Genomic DNA, 14,294 nt, shown 5'->3' with positions numbered 1-14,294 from the left:
AGCCGCCGATCAGGCCTGGCGGCGGGCACACGGGTAAAGCGCAGGTAAAGCCAGCCGTACGCTGGCGAGATGCGCCCGAAGCCGGGGAATCTCCGTTGCCGCCCGTCACGGAGCGCCATGCACAATCCGCGATCCCCAGCCGGCCAGGCGCCGGCGCATCGTCCGACACGGGTTCCTGTCATGACCACAACGTTTGCACGCGGCGTCGCCGCGCTGTCGCTGCTCGCCGCCTGCTGCGGCTCCGCCTTCGGCTTCGGCGCCGCCGGCCACAACGCCGTCGGCGAGATCGCCGCCCAGCTGATCAAGGGTCATCGCGCCGACACCGAGGTCCAGCGCATCCTCGGACCGGTCTCGCTGCGCGACATCGCCGTCTGGGACGACTGCGTGAAAGGCATCGACACCGGCAACGACTTCAAGTACGCCGTCACCGGCCGCTTTCCCGAATGCGCGGTCTTCGAGAACAACGCCGAGGAAGAAGCCCGGATGCGCGACTACGTGAAGCGCAATTTCGAGCAGTGCGGACCCAAGCCGGGCGAGGAGTCCTGCAACAAGCAGTACCACTACGCCAACGTCGCGATCCAGCGCGGTCGCTATGTGCCGGGCGCGATCGGGACCAGCGACCACGACATCGTGCCGGCACTGAAGGCCGCGATCCTGGTGCTGAAGACCGGCCAGCAGACGCCGCCGATGGACTTCAATGAGCGCGAGGCGCTGGCCCTGGTGGTCCACGCGCTGGGCGACATGCATCAGCCTCTGCACATGGGCTCGCTCTACCTGGACGGCGACGGCAAGCCCTATGACCCGGACCGGCAGGGCCAGGATGCGATGACGCACACGGTCGGCGGTAATGCGATCACGATGCCGCGTCCGGACGGCACGCCGGGCGGCAATCTGCACAGCTACTGGGACGGTCTGCCCGGACGCCTGAGCGCCGAGCAACTGGCCGCCATGCCGGCCCAGGCCAAGGCGGTGCCGCCGACCGCCGGCAGCCCGGACGACTGGCCGGTGCTGTGGGCGAGCGAATCGCTGCTGGGCGCGAAGGAGGCCTTCGAAGGCATGAGCTTCGGCGCCCGCCAGCAGAGCCTGCGCGGTCCGCGCTGGATGGGCACGCCGCCGGCCGGTTATGAGGCCCGCAGCCTGGAACAGACCCGTCAGAACGTCATCAAGGGCGGCGCGCGCCTGGCGCAACTGCTGCGGTCGATCTGGCCGGACAAGCCATGAGGCGTTGAAGCCGGCCTCACTCAAGGCGCCCCGCCATCGCGGGGCTTTTTTTCGTCCGCAGGGGCGGATTGGTCTGGAGGGCGGGCTGTGCACAACCCTGGGGACGGGTGTTGAACAACTCGATGCTTGTCCACACCGGCGCGGCGGCGCCGGAACTTGTTGTCTCGCCATCCCGTCGTTGCCCGGGTCCGGCCCACACCGTTGCTCCGTCGGCAAGTCCTTGTCGGGCCACAGGAAACGGTGGTTGTCCACAGAAACCCTCCAACACCTACCAATACGACCAAAGAGATATTCAACACAAGGAGATAAGAAAACCCGGCATGTCACACTCTCAGGATGTCTGCTTTTCCTGCTTCCCTTGTCACCGCTTCGGCAGGCTTCGAGTCGGCCTGCCAGATCGACGCGCTGCCCGCCGGGCATCGCTCGCGCGGCCTGCACGGCCACAGCTACCTGGCCACGGTCCGTGCCGAACTGCCCGCCGGTTGGGCGCCATTTCCCGGCGGTGAGGTCAGCGCCCTGCGCGACTGCCTCGAGCGCTGCATCGCCCCGCTCGACCATGCGCTGCTGAACGCGCACATTCCGCAGCCGACCGACGAGAACATCGCCCGCTGGATCCGCCAGCGCCTCGAATCCGAATTCCAGGTCCCCGGCATCACCCAGGTCGGCATCCAGAGCACCTCGAACTCCGGCGTCGACCTGGATGCCAACGGCCACGCCCATGTCTGGCGCCGCTATCGCTTTCAGGCCGCGCACCAGTTGCCCAATGTCCCGATGGGCCACAAGTGCGGTCGTATGCATGGCCATGGCTTCGAGTTGATCCTGCATGCCAACCAGGACCTCGGCGAACGCGACCTGAGCATCGACTACGACCACCTCGACGAGCTCTGGGCACCGTTCCACGCGCAGCTGAACTACCGGTGCCTCAACGAGATCGAAGGCCTGTCCAATCCGACCAGCGAGCTGATCTCGTCGTGGCTCTGGGAACGGCTGAAGCCGCAGTTGCCGGAGTTGAGCTGGGTGACGGTGTACGAGACCGGCTCCAGCGGCGCCAACTTCGACGGCGAGCGCTACCGGATCTGGAAGGAGTTCACCCTCGACAGCGCCGTCAAGCTGAACCGGGCGCCGGCGGACCATCCGCTGGCCGGCATCCACGGCCACACCTTCACGCTGCGACTGCATCTGAGTGCCGCGCTGGACGAAGTCTTCGGCTGGGCGATGGACTTCAGCGACGTGAAGCTGCTGTTCGATCCCATCTTCAAGGCCATGGACCACCATCCGCTGCATGAGCTGGCCGGATTGCCGGACGCCGACACGGCCAGCCTGGCCGCATGGGTGCTGCGCCAGGCCAAGGCCCAGTTGCCGCCGCTGGAGCGGGTCGACCTTTACGAGACCCGCGGCAGCGGCGTCATCGTCAGCCACGGTCCGTTCGAGGAGCTGATCCCGGTATGACCTACGCCGTCAAGGAAATGTTCTACACGCTGCAAGGCGAGGGTGCCCAGGCCGGCCGCGCGGCCGTGTTCTGCCGCTTCGCCGGTTGCAACCTGTGGACGGGCCGCGAGCAGGACCGCGACAAGGCCGTCTGCACCTTCTGCGACACCGAGTTCGTCGGCACCGACGGGCAGGGCGGCGGCAAGTTCGCTTCAGCCGATGCACTCGCGGAGGCGATCGATGCCAAGTGGCCCAAGGACGAGAGCGGCCGCAAGACCGGCACGCCCTATGTCGTCTGCACCGGCGGCGAGCCGCTGCTGCAGCTCGACGGGCCGCTCGTCACCGCGCTGAAGGCCTTCGGTTTCGAGATCGCGGTCGAGACCAACGGCACCCAGCCCGCGCCCGAAGGCCTGGACTGGATCTGCGTCAGCCCCAAGGCCGATGCGGAACTGGTGCTGACCCGGGGCAATGAGTTGAAGCTGGTTTATCCACAGCCGCTGGCCTTGCCCGAGCGCTTTGCCGGCCTGGACTTCGACCACTTCTTCCTGCAGCCGATGGACTCGATCCTGCAGAAGCAGAACACCCGCGAGGCCATTGCGTATTGCATGGCGCATCCGCAATGGAAGCTGTCGATCCAGATGCACAAGGTGGTGGGGATCGATTGATGCGACGCCGCGACCTGCGGCGGTTGTCCCCAGGTCGGCTCGCGCTAGCGCAATCGAGGTCAGGCTGTAAAGCCAACAACGCTGTGGAAAACTTTCTGGCAACCAGGTGGTTCTCCACAGCGGAGGCCTTGCATCCGATCTTGTTGTCGGTCCATGCAATGCCAAGCAGGCCTTCCGCGCACAAGGTTGTGAGAAGGGCAAGTCCTTGGTTTTCAAGGCGAATCCTGACTTGTCCACAGAAACAGGGGTCCTCTACTAAGACGACCAGAGAGATATATAAAACCTTGATGTTGAAAAGAGAGGCAGGAAATTTCGTCCCGGCGTTGCTCTGTGGCGCTTCCTGCGCACAGGTGGCTTGAGCCTGCGCCGCCGGGCTTGCACACTGCCGACCCATGGACATTGCCGACCTGCAACGACGGCTGCGCGATTTCGCCGCAGCCCGCGACTGGGATCCGTACCTCACGCCAAAGAACCTGGCCATGGCGCTGGTGGTGGAGTCGGCCGAGCTCGTGGAGATCTTCCAGTGGAAGACGGCCGAGGAATCGCGGCAGTTGTCGCCCGACGAGCACCGTCACCTCGGCGAGGAAGTGGCCGACGTGCTGATGTACCTGCTGCAGATCGCGGACCGTGCCGGCATCGACCTGCCTGCAGCGGTCGACCGAAAGATCGAGATGAACGCGAAGAAGTACCCCGCACCGACCGCATGAAACGCACGATCGCCGTCATCGACTTCGAGACCACCGGCAATTCGCCGCAGGGCGGGGGGCGAGCCACCGAAATCGGCATCGTGCTGCTGCGCGACGGCGAGATCGCCGGCCAGTACCAGAGCCTGATGAACACCGGCGCCTGGATCCCGCCGATGATCGAGCGCCTCACCGGCATCAGCAACGAGATGCTGGAGGATGCTCCGGACGCGGCGCGCGTCATGCGCGAAGTCGCCGAGTTCACCGCCGGCTGCGGCTTCGTCGCGCACAACGCGGGTTTCGACCGAGGCTTCTGGCTGCACGAGCTGGATCGCGCCGATGCGGCGCCTCGCATCGCGCCGGAATTCGCCTGTACCGTGAAACTGGCTCGGCGGCTCTATCCCGAGTCGCCGAACTGCAAGCTCGGCACCCTGGCCAAGTACCACTGCCTGCCCGACAACGGCCGCGCGCACCGAGCGCTCGCCGATGCGATGACGACGGCGCAACTCGTGCAGCGGATGCAGCGCGACATCGGCACCGAACTTGCCGAGTTTCTCGGCGAGTTGTCCGTCGAGCATGAGTTGCTGCTGCGCTTGCAAGCCGTCGCGCGGCCGCAGTGGCACAAGGCGGCAACCGGCTTCGCGCGGGATTTCCGCCGGCATCTGCAGGCCTCGCTGGTCTGAAGTTCGAATGTCGTGAACTTCAGGCGCATCGTCCTGGCGATGCCGCGTTCGGGTGATCGAGGGTCAGCAAAACATTTGCTGTCAAGGTGCCCGTTTCGCCGCATTGGCTGGGACAATCCCGCCCTTTCCTGAATTGCGTTTGTTCTCAAGGTATGTCGAGTATTCAGATTCGCCCGGCCACGCTGCGTGATGCCAAGGCCATCGCCCAGATCCAGGTGAGTTCCGCTCAGGACGCATACAAGGCGTTCTGGCCCGACACCGCCCTCAACGGGTTGTCCGTCGCCCAGCGCCAGGCCTACTGGCGCGAGGCCATCAACATGTGCGAACCGCAGGTGCTGGTCGCGCACCTGGACAACGAGGTGATGGGCTTCGTCGGCTTCGACCGTTCGCGCGACAAGGGCACGCCGTCGACGACCGGCGAGATCTGGGCCATGTACGCGGCGCCGTCCCATTGGGACAAGGGCGTCGGTCAGGCGCTGGTCGAGGCCGCGCAGGAAGGTCTCCAGGAAGAGGGCTGCACCCGCGTCACGCTCTGGACCTACAAGAACAACGAGCGCGCGATGCGCTTTTTCGAGATCGCCGGCTTCCGCGCCGAGGCGGACAGCGCCAAGGCGGTCGACGTCGAGGGCAAGCCGCTGGAACAACTGCGCCTGCAACGCTCGCTGGTCTGAGCCGTGCTGGCGAAGCTGACGTCCAAGAACCAGCTCACCCTGCCGAAAAGCGTCACCGAGAAGCTCGGTCCTGTGCAGTACTTCGAGGTACAGCTGCAGGCCGGTCAGGTGCTGCTGACGCCGGTGCGCATCCAGCGCGGCGATGCGGTGCGTGCGAAGCTGGCGGAACTCGAACTCGGTGACGAGGTGGTCGCCCAGGCGATCGCTTTCGCGTCCAAGGCGGCCAGGCCGGCCGCGAAAGGGACCGCGAAGGTGATTGCGGCGACCTCGTCCGTACGCCAGCGCGGGGCGCGGGTGGCCGAGGCCGTCTCCAAGGTGAAGAAGCCGGCGAAAGCCGTGAAGCCAGCGACGGCGACCAAGGCCGCCGGCAAGACGACGCGCAAGTCCGCATGAGCCGCCGATCGAAGCCGGCGGCGCCGACGCTCGTCGTCGTCGATCCGGTGCTGATCCTGAGCGCCTTGCTGAGGTCCGGCGGCGAATCGCTGGGCCTGCGCCGCGCCTGGCAGCAGGGTGTGCTGCGCCCGCTGGTCAGTCCCCAACTCGCGTCGACGCTGATGCGCGCGTTGGCCTATCCCAAGCTCCGGTTGTCCGCGGCACAGCAGCAGGAATTGCTGGCCGATTTCCTGCCGTATGCGCAGGTCGTGAAACCGCAGCGGCAACTGCGCCTCGCGGGCGTGCCGGCTGATAGGCAGGCCTTGGTCGAGCTGGCGTTGGAAGGCGAGGCGTCACTGCTGTTGAGCGACGATCCGGTGCTCGCGGAATGGTCTGCGAACAGTCGAAGCCAGGCCGCCCGGCAACTCTGCACGCTCCGTGCGATGTCGGCATGGTTCCAGGTGTTGCCCCCCTCCCAACGCGACACGCTGCTTTGCTAGATTCCGCGGTCGCATATGGCCAGCTTCCAAGACCGCATCCCTGCCAACATGTGGCGCGTGGTGTTCTATGAACGCCGCGGCAATCGCGTCCATCTCGACCGCACCGGCCCTTGGCTGCCGGAGAAGACCCTCGCCCGCAACTGGGCCCACTGGTTCATCGAGCGGGGCTATCACGTTGCGCTGCAGGACCAGAACGGCGGCTTGGAGAAGCTGCACGTCGGATTGCCGGGCTGAGGATCGTCCTCAGCTGCAGCGTCTCATGCCGCAGCACGGAACCCCTGACGCTCGAGTGCCCAGCCGTCGGTCGGCGCCGCGTGGCTCTGCACGCGAACATTGCTCAGCTGCTTCTTCGCGGCGCGTTGCACCAGTTGCTCGGCCTGCTGGGGGGTCAGTTGTTGCGCGAAATGCGTCCAGCGTTTCTGCAACAGCGGATCGCGCCAGGCGTCTTCCAGGGCCCAGCGGATCTCCATCGGATCGGTGAGCGACTGGCAACGCAGCACCCGCGGCACCAGCGCCAGTACGAACCTCGAAAAATCCGCCCGTTGCTGTGTGGCCATCAGCGCCTCCAGCCGTGTCAGGCGCTGGCTCCAGCCCGGCGTTGCCAACTGGCGCGTCACCAGCGCCTGCAGCGCCTGGACCGGGTTGAACAGGCGCAGCCGATTCGGCGGCAGCACCAGCATCGGCAGTTGAGCGGCCAGCTCGTGCGCCATCGGCGTGACGAAGCTCGCCAGGATCGCCATGCGCTCCCAGGCTTCGGCATTCAGGCCGCCAGCCATCGTCATCGGCCCCTGGCGCAGGCTCTGGCCCACGGCCCAGCATTGCTGCCAGCCTCGGTCCAGCTTCGCGACATTGGCGGCGTGGCTCACCAGCGCCAGATTGCCGGCCGCGTAGCCGGCATCGTCCCGGACCCGGTCGATCGAGCGGCGTTGCGGATGGTCCGCTTCATCGCTGAAGGGCAGGCGGCTGACCGGGCAATGGCTGGTGTCGAGTTGCTGCAGGTAGTTGGGCGTGACCAGCAGGGTCTCGAAACTGCGGCCGCGCTGCCAGGCGTGCAGGCGCAGCGACAGCCACAGCTGCGTGTGCCGATGCGACTTCAGCGTGCGCGCGCCGAAGGTCGAGCGCCCCAGTTGCCATCCCTGCTGCAGCGGCGACTGGCGGAACAGCTGCTCGACCGGCGGCGTCAGGCCGTGGTGGGCATAGTCCCAGCCCAGCTCGAAGCCGACGCGCTCATGGCTCGATGCACCAGCGTCGTCCTTCCTGTCCTCCGGCGTGTCGGCCGCCGTCATCGGCAGGACCAGTTGCTGGAGGGTGATGTCGTCGGCATTGCGGTGGATCGTGGCGACCATGAGCTGCTCCTTAAAGACTTGGATACCGGGTGGCCTGTGGGTGCTGCTTCAGGCTTGGGATCAAGTATTCAATCCGGGTGGCTCATAGAATGAGCCACCCCAGGATCGGTCAGCAGAAAGTTGTGGCTGATCTACTCAAACCTGTCAGGAGGGATCTGCATGGATCGCACCGAGCGCTTCTACAAGATCGAGATGCTGATCCGCAGCCGCGGCTGCGTCAGCTTCGCCGAGATGCGTGAGCTGCTGGAGGTGTCGCCGGCGACGCTCAAGCGCGACCTGCAGTACCTGCGCGAGCGGATGGATGCCCCGATCGAGTACGACGCCACCGAGAACGGCTATCGCTTCGGGGAGCAGTGGCGCGGGCAGCGGCATGAACTGCCGGGCGTCTGGTTCAGCGAGAAGGAGCTCCACGCGCTGCTGACCATGCATCAGATGATGGCCGGCCTCGACGAGAACGGCCTGCTGAGCCGGCACCTGCAGCCGATGCTGGACAAGCTCACCGGCATGCTCGGAGGGGATGCGGTCGAGGCGCAGGAGATGACGCGGCGCATCAAGCTGATCTCGACGGCGCGGCGCCGGGTGCCGTCCGAGCATTTCGAAACCGTCGGCAGTGCCGTCGTGAAGCGCTTGCGACTGCGGCTGCGGTATCGCAAGCGGGGGCCCGGCGGCGGCGCAGTGAGCGACCGGGAAGTGTCACCGCAGCGCCTGGTGCACTACCGGAACACGTGGTACCTGGACGCGTGGTGCCATGCCAGCGACGGGTTGAGACGCTTCGCACTGGATGCGATGGAGGATGCCGCGGTGCTCGAGGGACAGGCCGCGCGCAGCCTGCCGCTCAAGGAGCTCGAGGGCGAGCTCGACCAGGGCTATGGGATCTTCGCCGGCGGCGATCCCCAGTGGGCGACGGTGATCTTCAGCGATCAGATCGCGGCCTGGGTCTCGAGCGAGGAATGGCATCCCGCCCAGCGCAGCGAGTGGCTGCCGGACGGGCGCTGGCGGTTGGAATTGCCGTTCGTCGACGCGACGGAGCTGCTGATGGACCTGTTGCGTCATGCCGGGCAGGTCGAGGTGCTGTCGCCGCCCGCGCTGCGGGAAGCCTATGCGAAGCGCCTCAGGACGGCCGCGGCCGCCTTGACCTGACGGCGGGTGCCTTTGATGCTCGCGACGCTCAGGGCGCGTCCTGGGCGCCTTCCTGGGCCTCTTCGGCGGCGTAGCGCGCCAGCCGCTCGCTCTTCCAGTAGACATCGTCGCCGCCCTTGCCATCGAGGTTGGCGCGATTGAGGACGCGCGCCAGCACGAACAGCAGATCCGACAACCGGTTCAGGTAGTGACGCGGCGTGGCATTGAGGGCTTCGTTCGCGGCCAGCGTGACGACTGCCCGTTCGGCGCGGCGAGCGATGGTGCGGCAGACATGCGCGATCGCGGCGCTGCGGGTGCCGGCCGGCAGGATGAACTCCGCCAGGCGGGGCAGGGTGGCGTTGTGGTCAGCCAGGGCCTGGTCGAGGTGGAGCACAGCCGCCTCCTTCAACAGGCTGTAGCCCGGCATGCACAGCTCGCCGCCGAGGTTGAACAGCTCGTGCTGGATGGTGACGAGGAGTTCGCGGACCTGGTCCGGCAGCGGCTCGGCCAGCAGCACGCCGATTTGCGAGTTCAATTCGTCCACATCGCCCATCGCCTGGATGCGCAGGTGGTCCTTGGGGACGCGGCTGCCGTCGCCGAGGCCGGTGGTGCCGTCGTCGCCGGTACGGGTCGCGATCTGGGAAAGTCGATTGGCCATGGCGGATGCCGCGCGGGCTGTGCAAGTGCAAACCCGGCATCTTGCCGCAACTCGCCCGAAGCGCCCTCAGTTGCGGCTGCCGCTGCGGTGGAAGAGGGGGCGGTGGTGCGACATGGCGGCGGCATGACCATGGACATCGTGCACGGTGTGCCGCGGAATGCCGACCGGGCGGGGCGCGTGCGGCATCGGCTGCCGGCTCCCCGGGTCGAGTTGGCCGCGGGCGGGCTGTCCGGGATCGATGTCCTCGTCGGCCGCCTCGCCGGGGAGGTGGCGAAGCTGATCCATCCACCAGACCTTCAGCCAATCCATGCGCAAGGTGGCAAGCACCACCAGCGCCAGCAGCAGGGCCCAGATCGTCCATAACCACAGGTGGGACATGGCGGACTCCTCGTGACGCGCGACGGCGCGCGCGATCCGTCCATGCTGTCACTGTGCGGGTCGCGGCGCAAGCGGGACGATGCAAGCGAATGCGGCGACGCGTCTTCCTAGAATCCGTCGCACAAGCGACGACCCGCCGGCCGATCGGTGTGTTCCGATCCGGGACCAGGCGGCACCAGGAGACCACGATGAACGCGCCACGAGAACTCGGTGACGGCCAGGGCGAGCCATCCGCGCCGCACCAGCCGGTCCACGCGCCGCGCCCGATGCCGGCGGCCATGCTGGAGGCGCTGATGGCGCGCTTCGGTGACCGCTGCAGCACGGCGATGGCCCTGCGGGAGCAGCATGGGCGCGACGAATCGCCATTCGACGTGCCGCCGCCGGAGGCGGTCGTCTTCGCTGAAAGCAACGACGAGGTCGCCGCGGTGCTGGCCTTGGCCAATGCCCATCGAGTGCCGGTGATCCCCTACGGCGCAGGAACCTCGCTCGAAGGCCATCTGCTGGCCGTGCAGGGCGGCGTGAGCCTGGACCTGTCGCGGATGAAGCGCATCCTCAGCATCAACGCCGAGGACCTGACGGTGACGGTGCAAGCCGGCGTCACCCGCAACCAGCTCAATGCCGAGATCCGCCATCAGGGGCTGTTCTTCCCGATCGATCCCGGCGCGGATGCGTCGATCGGCGGCATGTCGGCCACGCGTGCCAGCGGCACGAACGCGGTGCGCTACGGGACGATGAAGGAGAACGTGCTCGGGCTGACCGTCGCGACACCGGGCGGACGACTGATACACACCGGTTCCCGCGCTCGCAAAAGCAGCGCCGGCTATGACCTCACGCGCCTGTACGTCGGCAGCGAGGGCACGCTGGGCGCGATCTGCGAGATCACGCTGCGGCTGTACCCGCTGCCCGAGGCGGTGTCCGCGGCGGTCTGCTCGTTCGAATCGATCGATGCCGCGGTCCGCACCACGATCGCGATCATCCAGATGGGCGTGCCGATCGCGCGCTGCGAGCTGCTCGACGCGCACGCGGTGCGAGCGGTCAACCGCCATGACAAGCTCACCCTGCGTGAAGCGCCGATGCTGCTGATGGAGTTCCACGGCTCCGAAGCCGGCGTGGCGGAGCAGGCGGCCACCGTGCAGGAGATCGCCACCGAGCACGGCGGTACCGGCTTCGAGTGGGCGACCACGCCGGAGGAACGCACGCGGCTGTGGACGGCCCGTCATCACGCCTACCTGTCGGCCCTTCAGATGAAGCCCGGTTGTCGCGCGGTGACGACGGACACCTGCGTGCCGATCTCACGCCTGGCGGAGTCGATCAACGCATCGGTGGAGGAGGTCGAGGCGAGTGGACTGCCGTACTTCATCGTCGGCCATGTCGGCGACGGCAATTTCCACATGGGCTACCTGATCGATCCCGGCATCCCGGCCGAACGCGAGACCGCCGAAGGCCTGAGCGCCCGGATGGTGGCCCGTGCGATCGCGCTCGAGGGCACCTGCACCGGCGAGCACGGCATCGGCTTGCACAAGCAAGGCTTCCTGCTTCAGGAAGCCGGTGAGGGCGCCATCGATCAGATGCGAGCGCTCAAGCGGGCGCTCGATCCGAACGACATCATGAATCCGGGGAAGATCTTCCTCTGATCAATGCTGCGGTGCCGGCACGCTCCACCGGCGGGTGACATCGCCGCGGGCGTTGACGCTCTCCAGCTGGACGCCGAAGCCCCAGAGGCGGGCGACGTGCTTGAGCACCTCCTGGGCATCGTCGTGCAGCGGACGGTCCAGATGCTGCTGATGACGCAGCGTCAATGAGCGGTCGCCTCTGAGGTTCACGTTCCAAACCTGGATGTTGGGTTCCCGCGTGGACAGGTCGTACTGCCGGGACAGCGTCTGCCGGACGTGTTGATAACCCTGCTCGTCGTGGATCGCGGAGATCTCGTACTCCGCCTGGTGCTCGTCGTCCAGGATCGAGAACAGCCGGAAGTCGCGCATCATCTTCGGACTCAGGTACTGCGCGATGAAGCTCTCGTCCTTGAAGTTGCGCATCGCGTGATCCAGCGTCGGCAGCCAGTCGCTGCCGGCGATCGCGGGGAACCATTCGCGGTCCTCGTCGGTGGGGTTCTCGCAGATGCGCTTGATGTCGGTGTACATCGCGAAGCCCAGCGCATACGGATTGAGCTGTGCCATCGGTGGCTGGGCCACCACGTTGGTGTGGGACTTGAGCCACTCGATCATCATGCCGTCCGACAGGTAGCCGTCGTCGTACATCGTGTTCAGCAGCTTGTGATGCCAGAAGGTGGCCCAGCCTTCGTTCATCACCTGCGTCTGCCGCTGCGGATAGAAGTACTGCGCGATCTTGCGGACGATGCGGACGATCTCGCGCTGCCAGGGCTCCAGCAGCGGCGCATTCTTCTCGATGAAGTACAGCAGGTTCTCCTGAGGCTCGTCGGGGAAGCGCCGCTTCTCTTCCGCCTTGGCCTCGTCCTCCGGCCGGCGCGGCAGGGTGCGCCACATGTCGTTGACCTGCTGCTGGGCGTAGGCCTCGCGGTCCTTGCGCATCGCCTGCTCTTGCGCCAGCGACAGCTTGGCCGGCCGGCGGTAGCGGTCCACGCCGTGGTTCATCAGCGCATGGCAGGAATCCAGCGTCGACTCCACCGCATCCAGCCCATGGCGCTGCTCGCAATCCGCGACGTAGTTCTTCGCATAGACCAGGTAGTCGATGATCGACGACGCATCGGTCCACATGCGGAACAGGTAGTTGTTCTTGAAGAAGCTGTTGTGGCCGTAGCAGGCGTGCGCGATCACCAGTGCCTGCATCGCCATCGTGTTCTCCTCCATCAGGTAGGCGATGCACGGGTCGGAGTTGATGACGATCTCGTAGGCCAGGCCCATCTGGCCGCGCTTGTAATGGCGCTCGGTCGAGATGAACTCCTTGCCGTAGCTCCAGTGCCGATAGTTCACCGGCATGCCGACCGACGCGTAGGCATCCATCATCTGCTCGGCGGTGATGACCTCGAGCTGGTTTGGATAGGTGTCGAGGCCGTAGCGTTCCGCGGTCTGGCGGATCACCTCGTGGTACTCCTCGATCAGGTCGAAGGTCCAGTCGCTGGGGGAGGCGAGCGGCCGATCAGGCCGCTTCTCCAAGGGCCGCATCTTCGTCAGCGGCGCGCGCACGCGGCGACCACCGTACTCGTTGGCACCCACGCCCACGCCCACATGGCGACGGTTCTCGAGACTGCTCATGGTGCTGTCCTCCGGCGCCGCGCTCATGCGGCCGCCCCTTCTTTCTTGAATAGGTCGCGGAAGACCGGATAGATCTGCGCGACCTCGACCGCCTTGCGCATTGCGAAGTGAGGCACGTCCTCCTCGAGCTTCGCGTACTCCTCCCACAGGTTCTGCTCGGCTTCAGCCACCTGCACGTAGGCGTAGTAGCGGCACAGCGGCAGGATCTTGTCGGCCAGCAACTCGCGGCAGCGGCCGCTGTCGTGATGCCAGTTGTCGCCATCACTGGCCTGGGCGCCGTAGATGTTCCAGTCGCCGGCGGGGTACCGCGCCCGGATGATCTCTTCCATCAGCACGAGCGCCGAGGACACCACCGTGCCGCCCGTCTCGGTGGCGTGGAAGAAGTTCTGCTCATCGACCTCCTGCGCCTGCGTGTGGTGGCGGATGAAGACGACCTCGATCTTCTCGTAATGGCGCGTCAGGAACAGGTAGAGCAGGATGAAGAAGCGCTTGGCCAGGTCCTTGCGGCTCTCGTCCATCGAGCCCGACACGTCCATCAGGCAGAACATCACCGCGCGCGTGGTCGGCTGCGGCACCTTGATGCGGTTGCGGAAGCGCAGGTCGATCGGGTCCAGGAAGGGAATGTTGGACAGGCGCTGGCGCAGCAGCACGATGCGGGCCTCGGTCTCCGCGATCAGCGCCTGGACCTCGGGCTTGCGCGCGTCCTCTTCCTGCGTGAGCGTCTGCAGCCGGGCTTCGAGCTCATGCAGTTCGCGCCGCTTCTCCATGCCCAGCGCGATGCGTCGCCCCAGCGCCCCGCGCATCGAGCGCACCACGTGCAGGTTGGTCGGCGTGCCGTCGGTGACATAACCGGCGCGCACGGTCTTGTACTCGGGTGTCTCCGCGAGCGTGGTGCGCGCCAGGTTCGGCAGCGCCAGGTCCTCGAAGAAGACCTGCATGAACTCTTCCTTGCTGAGGTGGAAGACGAAGTCGTCCTCGCCCTCGCCGGAATCGCTCGCCTGCGAACCGCCGCCGCCGCCCTGGCCGCCCTGCGGCTTGCCGATGCGGTCGCCCTTGATGTGCTCGGTGTTGCCGGGCCGCACCACCTCGCGGATGCCGCCTTCGCCGTGGCTGAAGACCGGCTCGCTCAGGTCGCGCTTGGGGATGTGCACGTCCTCGCCGCGCTCCATGTCCCGGATGCCGCGCTTGTCGACCGCCCGCCGCACCGCCTCGCGGATCTGGTCCTTGTAGCGGCGCAGGAAGCGCTCCCGATTCCCGATCGACTTGTTCTTGCCCGACAGCCGCCGATCGATGATCTGTTGAAGGCCTGTCATGTAGGGACCTTTCCGGTGGCGTAC

Annotated in this window: 16 protein-coding genes; 11 read left to right on the top strand and 5 right to left on the bottom strand. The window is 66.5% G+C overall.

The window, feature by feature from the left end:
- The first annotated feature begins 180 nt into the window (after positions 1 to 180).
- The 9 genes from CS062_RS05150 (at position 181) to CS062_RS05110 (ending at position 6,457) form a co-directional block, all read left to right on the top strand.
- Positions 181 to 1,221, top strand: a complete 1,041-nt coding sequence (locus tag CS062_RS05150) for a S1/P1 nuclease (RefSeq protein WP_158238668.1) — start codon at positions 181 to 183, stop codon at positions 1,219 to 1,221.
- Between the two features lie 336 nt (positions 1,222 to 1,557).
- The gene (locus CS062_RS05145; RefSeq protein ID WP_099860375.1) at positions 1,558 to 2,670 is read left to right on the top strand and encodes a 6-pyruvoyl trahydropterin synthase family protein; all 1,113 of its coding nucleotides are present in this window, start codon (positions 1,558 to 1,560) and stop codon (positions 2,668 to 2,670) included.
- Positions 2,667 to 3,314 (top strand): 7-carboxy-7-deazaguanine synthase, encoded by a 648-nt coding sequence (gene queE / locus CS062_RS05140; protein ID WP_099860374.1) that lies wholly within the window; start codon positions 2,667 to 2,669, stop codon positions 3,312 to 3,314. Before CS062_RS05145 ends, queE begins: the two co-directional genes overlap by 4 nt.
- Before the next feature lie 392 nt (positions 3,315 to 3,706).
- Positions 3,707 to 4,021 (top strand): nucleotide pyrophosphohydrolase, encoded by a 315-nt coding sequence (locus CS062_RS05135; protein WP_099860373.1) that lies wholly within the window; start codon positions 3,707 to 3,709, stop codon positions 4,019 to 4,021.
- Entirely contained in the window at positions 4,018 to 4,680 is a 663-nt protein-coding gene (locus CS062_RS05130; RefSeq protein WP_099860372.1) for a 3'-5' exonuclease, read from the top strand. Before CS062_RS05135 ends, CS062_RS05130 begins: the two co-directional genes overlap by 4 nt.
- A 152-nt stretch (positions 4,681 to 4,832) precedes the next feature.
- On the top strand, positions 4,833 to 5,351 hold the full coding sequence (locus CS062_RS05125; RefSeq protein WP_099860371.1) for a GNAT family N-acetyltransferase: 519 nt from the start codon (positions 4,833 to 4,835) through the stop codon (positions 5,349 to 5,351).
- A gap of 3 nt (positions 5,352 to 5,354) precedes the next feature.
- A complete protein-coding gene (locus CS062_RS26760) occupies positions 5,355 to 5,744 on the top strand; it encodes an AbrB/MazE/SpoVT family DNA-binding domain-containing protein (RefSeq protein WP_233217913.1) in 390 nt (129 codons plus the stop codon).
- On the top strand, positions 5,741 to 6,223 hold the full coding sequence (locus tag CS062_RS05115; protein ID WP_099860370.1) for a PIN domain-containing protein: 483 nt from the start codon (positions 5,741 to 5,743) through the stop codon (positions 6,221 to 6,223). Before CS062_RS26760 ends, CS062_RS05115 begins: the two co-directional genes overlap by 4 nt.
- Before the next feature lie 15 nt (positions 6,224 to 6,238).
- Positions 6,239 to 6,457, top strand: a complete 219-nt coding sequence (locus CS062_RS05110) for a hypothetical protein (RefSeq protein ID WP_091729668.1) — start codon at positions 6,239 to 6,241, stop codon at positions 6,455 to 6,457.
- A gap of 23 nt (positions 6,458 to 6,480) precedes the next feature.
- On the opposite strand, the gene CS062_RS05105 is transcribed toward CS062_RS05110, so the two are convergent.
- Positions 6,481 to 7,569, bottom strand: a complete 1,089-nt coding sequence (locus CS062_RS05105; protein WP_099860369.1) for a hypothetical protein — start codon at positions 7,567 to 7,569, stop codon at positions 6,481 to 6,483.
- 159 nt (positions 7,570 to 7,728) lie between these two features.
- Here CS062_RS05105 and CS062_RS05100 point away from each other — a divergent pair, with 159 nt between their 5' ends.
- Positions 7,729 to 8,709: a helix-turn-helix transcriptional regulator gene (locus tag CS062_RS05100; protein WP_099860368.1), complete on the top strand. Its 981-nt coding sequence runs from the start codon at positions 7,729 to 7,731 to the stop codon at positions 8,707 to 8,709.
- Positions 8,710 to 8,737: 28 nt separating this feature from the next.
- Here CS062_RS05100 and CS062_RS05095 read toward each other — a convergent pair whose 3' ends face one another.
- Together CS062_RS05095 and CS062_RS05090 are read right to left on the bottom strand one after the other, a co-directional pair.
- Positions 8,738 to 9,346: a cob(I)yrinic acid a,c-diamide adenosyltransferase gene (locus CS062_RS05095; RefSeq protein WP_099860367.1), complete on the bottom strand. Its 609-nt coding sequence runs from the start codon at positions 9,344 to 9,346 to the stop codon at positions 8,738 to 8,740.
- A 66-nt stretch (positions 9,347 to 9,412) separates the two neighbouring features.
- Positions 9,413 to 9,724 (bottom strand): hypothetical protein, encoded by a 312-nt coding sequence (locus CS062_RS05090; RefSeq protein ID WP_099860366.1) that lies wholly within the window; start codon positions 9,722 to 9,724, stop codon positions 9,413 to 9,415.
- A 188-nt stretch (positions 9,725 to 9,912) separates the two neighbouring features.
- Here CS062_RS05090 and CS062_RS05085 point away from each other — a divergent pair, with 188 nt between their 5' ends.
- Positions 9,913 to 11,358 carry an FAD-binding oxidoreductase gene (locus tag CS062_RS05085; protein WP_099860365.1) on the top strand — a complete coding sequence of 482 codons (1,446 nt, stop codon included), beginning with the start codon at positions 9,913 to 9,915 and terminating at the stop codon, positions 11,356 to 11,358.
- Here the strand turns inward: CS062_RS05085 and CS062_RS05080 are convergent, their stop codons facing one another.
- Positions 11,359 to 12,867 carry a SpoVR family protein gene (locus tag CS062_RS05080; protein ID WP_233217919.1) on the bottom strand — a complete coding sequence of 503 codons (1,509 nt, stop codon included), beginning with the start codon at positions 12,865 to 12,867 and terminating at the stop codon, positions 11,359 to 11,361.
- A gap of 113 nt (positions 12,868 to 12,980) precedes the next feature.
- Positions 12,981 to 14,270: a YeaH/YhbH family protein gene (locus tag CS062_RS05075; protein ID WP_099860364.1), complete on the bottom strand. Its 1,290-nt coding sequence runs from the start codon at positions 14,268 to 14,270 to the stop codon at positions 12,981 to 12,983.
- Between the last annotated feature and the right edge of the window lie 24 nt (positions 14,271 to 14,294).

This window comes from Roseateles chitinivorans, from assembly GCF_002761755.1.
GTDB lineage: Bacteria > Pseudomonadota > Gammaproteobacteria > Burkholderiales > Burkholderiaceae_C > Roseateles > Roseateles chitinivorans.
Note: the sequence above shows the minus strand (reverse complement) of the source record. Positions and strands in the feature narration are given on the sequence as shown.

Bases quoted from the DNA above. Each gene is read 5' to 3' on its own strand.
- CS062_RS05150 (WP_158238668.1), top strand. From the start codon at position 181: ATGACCACAACGTTTGCACGCGGCGTCGCCGCGCTGTCGCTGCTCGCC.
- CS062_RS05145 (WP_099860375.1), top strand. From the start codon at position 1,558: ATGTCTGCTTTTCCTGCTTCCCTTGTCACCGCTTCGGCAGGCTTCGAG.
- queE (WP_099860374.1), top strand. From the start codon at position 2,667: ATGACCTACGCCGTCAAGGAAATGTTCTACACGCTGCAAGGCGAGGGT.
- CS062_RS05135 (WP_099860373.1), top strand. From the start codon at position 3,707: ATGGACATTGCCGACCTGCAACGACGGCTGCGCGATTTCGCCGCAGCC.
- CS062_RS05130 (WP_099860372.1), top strand. From the start codon at position 4,018: ATGAAACGCACGATCGCCGTCATCGACTTCGAGACCACCGGCAATTCG.
- CS062_RS05125 (WP_099860371.1), top strand. From the start codon at position 4,833: ATGTCGAGTATTCAGATTCGCCCGGCCACGCTGCGTGATGCCAAGGCC.
- CS062_RS05115 (WP_099860370.1), top strand. From the start codon at position 5,741: ATGAGCCGCCGATCGAAGCCGGCGGCGCCGACGCTCGTCGTCGTCGAT.
- CS062_RS05110 (WP_091729668.1), top strand. From the start codon at position 6,239: ATGGCCAGCTTCCAAGACCGCATCCCTGCCAACATGTGGCGCGTGGTG.
- CS062_RS05105 (WP_099860369.1), bottom strand. From the start codon at position 7,569: ATGGTCGCCACGATCCACCGCAATGCCGACGACATCACCCTCCAGCAA.
- CS062_RS05100 (WP_099860368.1), top strand. From the start codon at position 7,729: ATGGATCGCACCGAGCGCTTCTACAAGATCGAGATGCTGATCCGCAGC.
- CS062_RS05095 (WP_099860367.1), bottom strand. From the start codon at position 9,346: ATGGCCAATCGACTTTCCCAGATCGCGACCCGTACCGGCGACGACGGC.
- CS062_RS05090 (WP_099860366.1), bottom strand. From the start codon at position 9,724: ATGTCCCACCTGTGGTTATGGACGATCTGGGCCCTGCTGCTGGCGCTG.
- CS062_RS05085 (WP_099860365.1), top strand. From the start codon at position 9,913: ATGAACGCGCCACGAGAACTCGGTGACGGCCAGGGCGAGCCATCCGCG.
- CS062_RS05080 (WP_233217919.1), bottom strand. From the start codon at position 12,867: ATGCGGCCCTTGGAGAAGCGGCCTGATCGGCCGCTCGCCTCCCCCAGC.
- CS062_RS05075 (WP_099860364.1), bottom strand. From the start codon at position 14,270: ATGACAGGCCTTCAACAGATCATCGATCGGCGGCTGTCGGGCAAGAAC.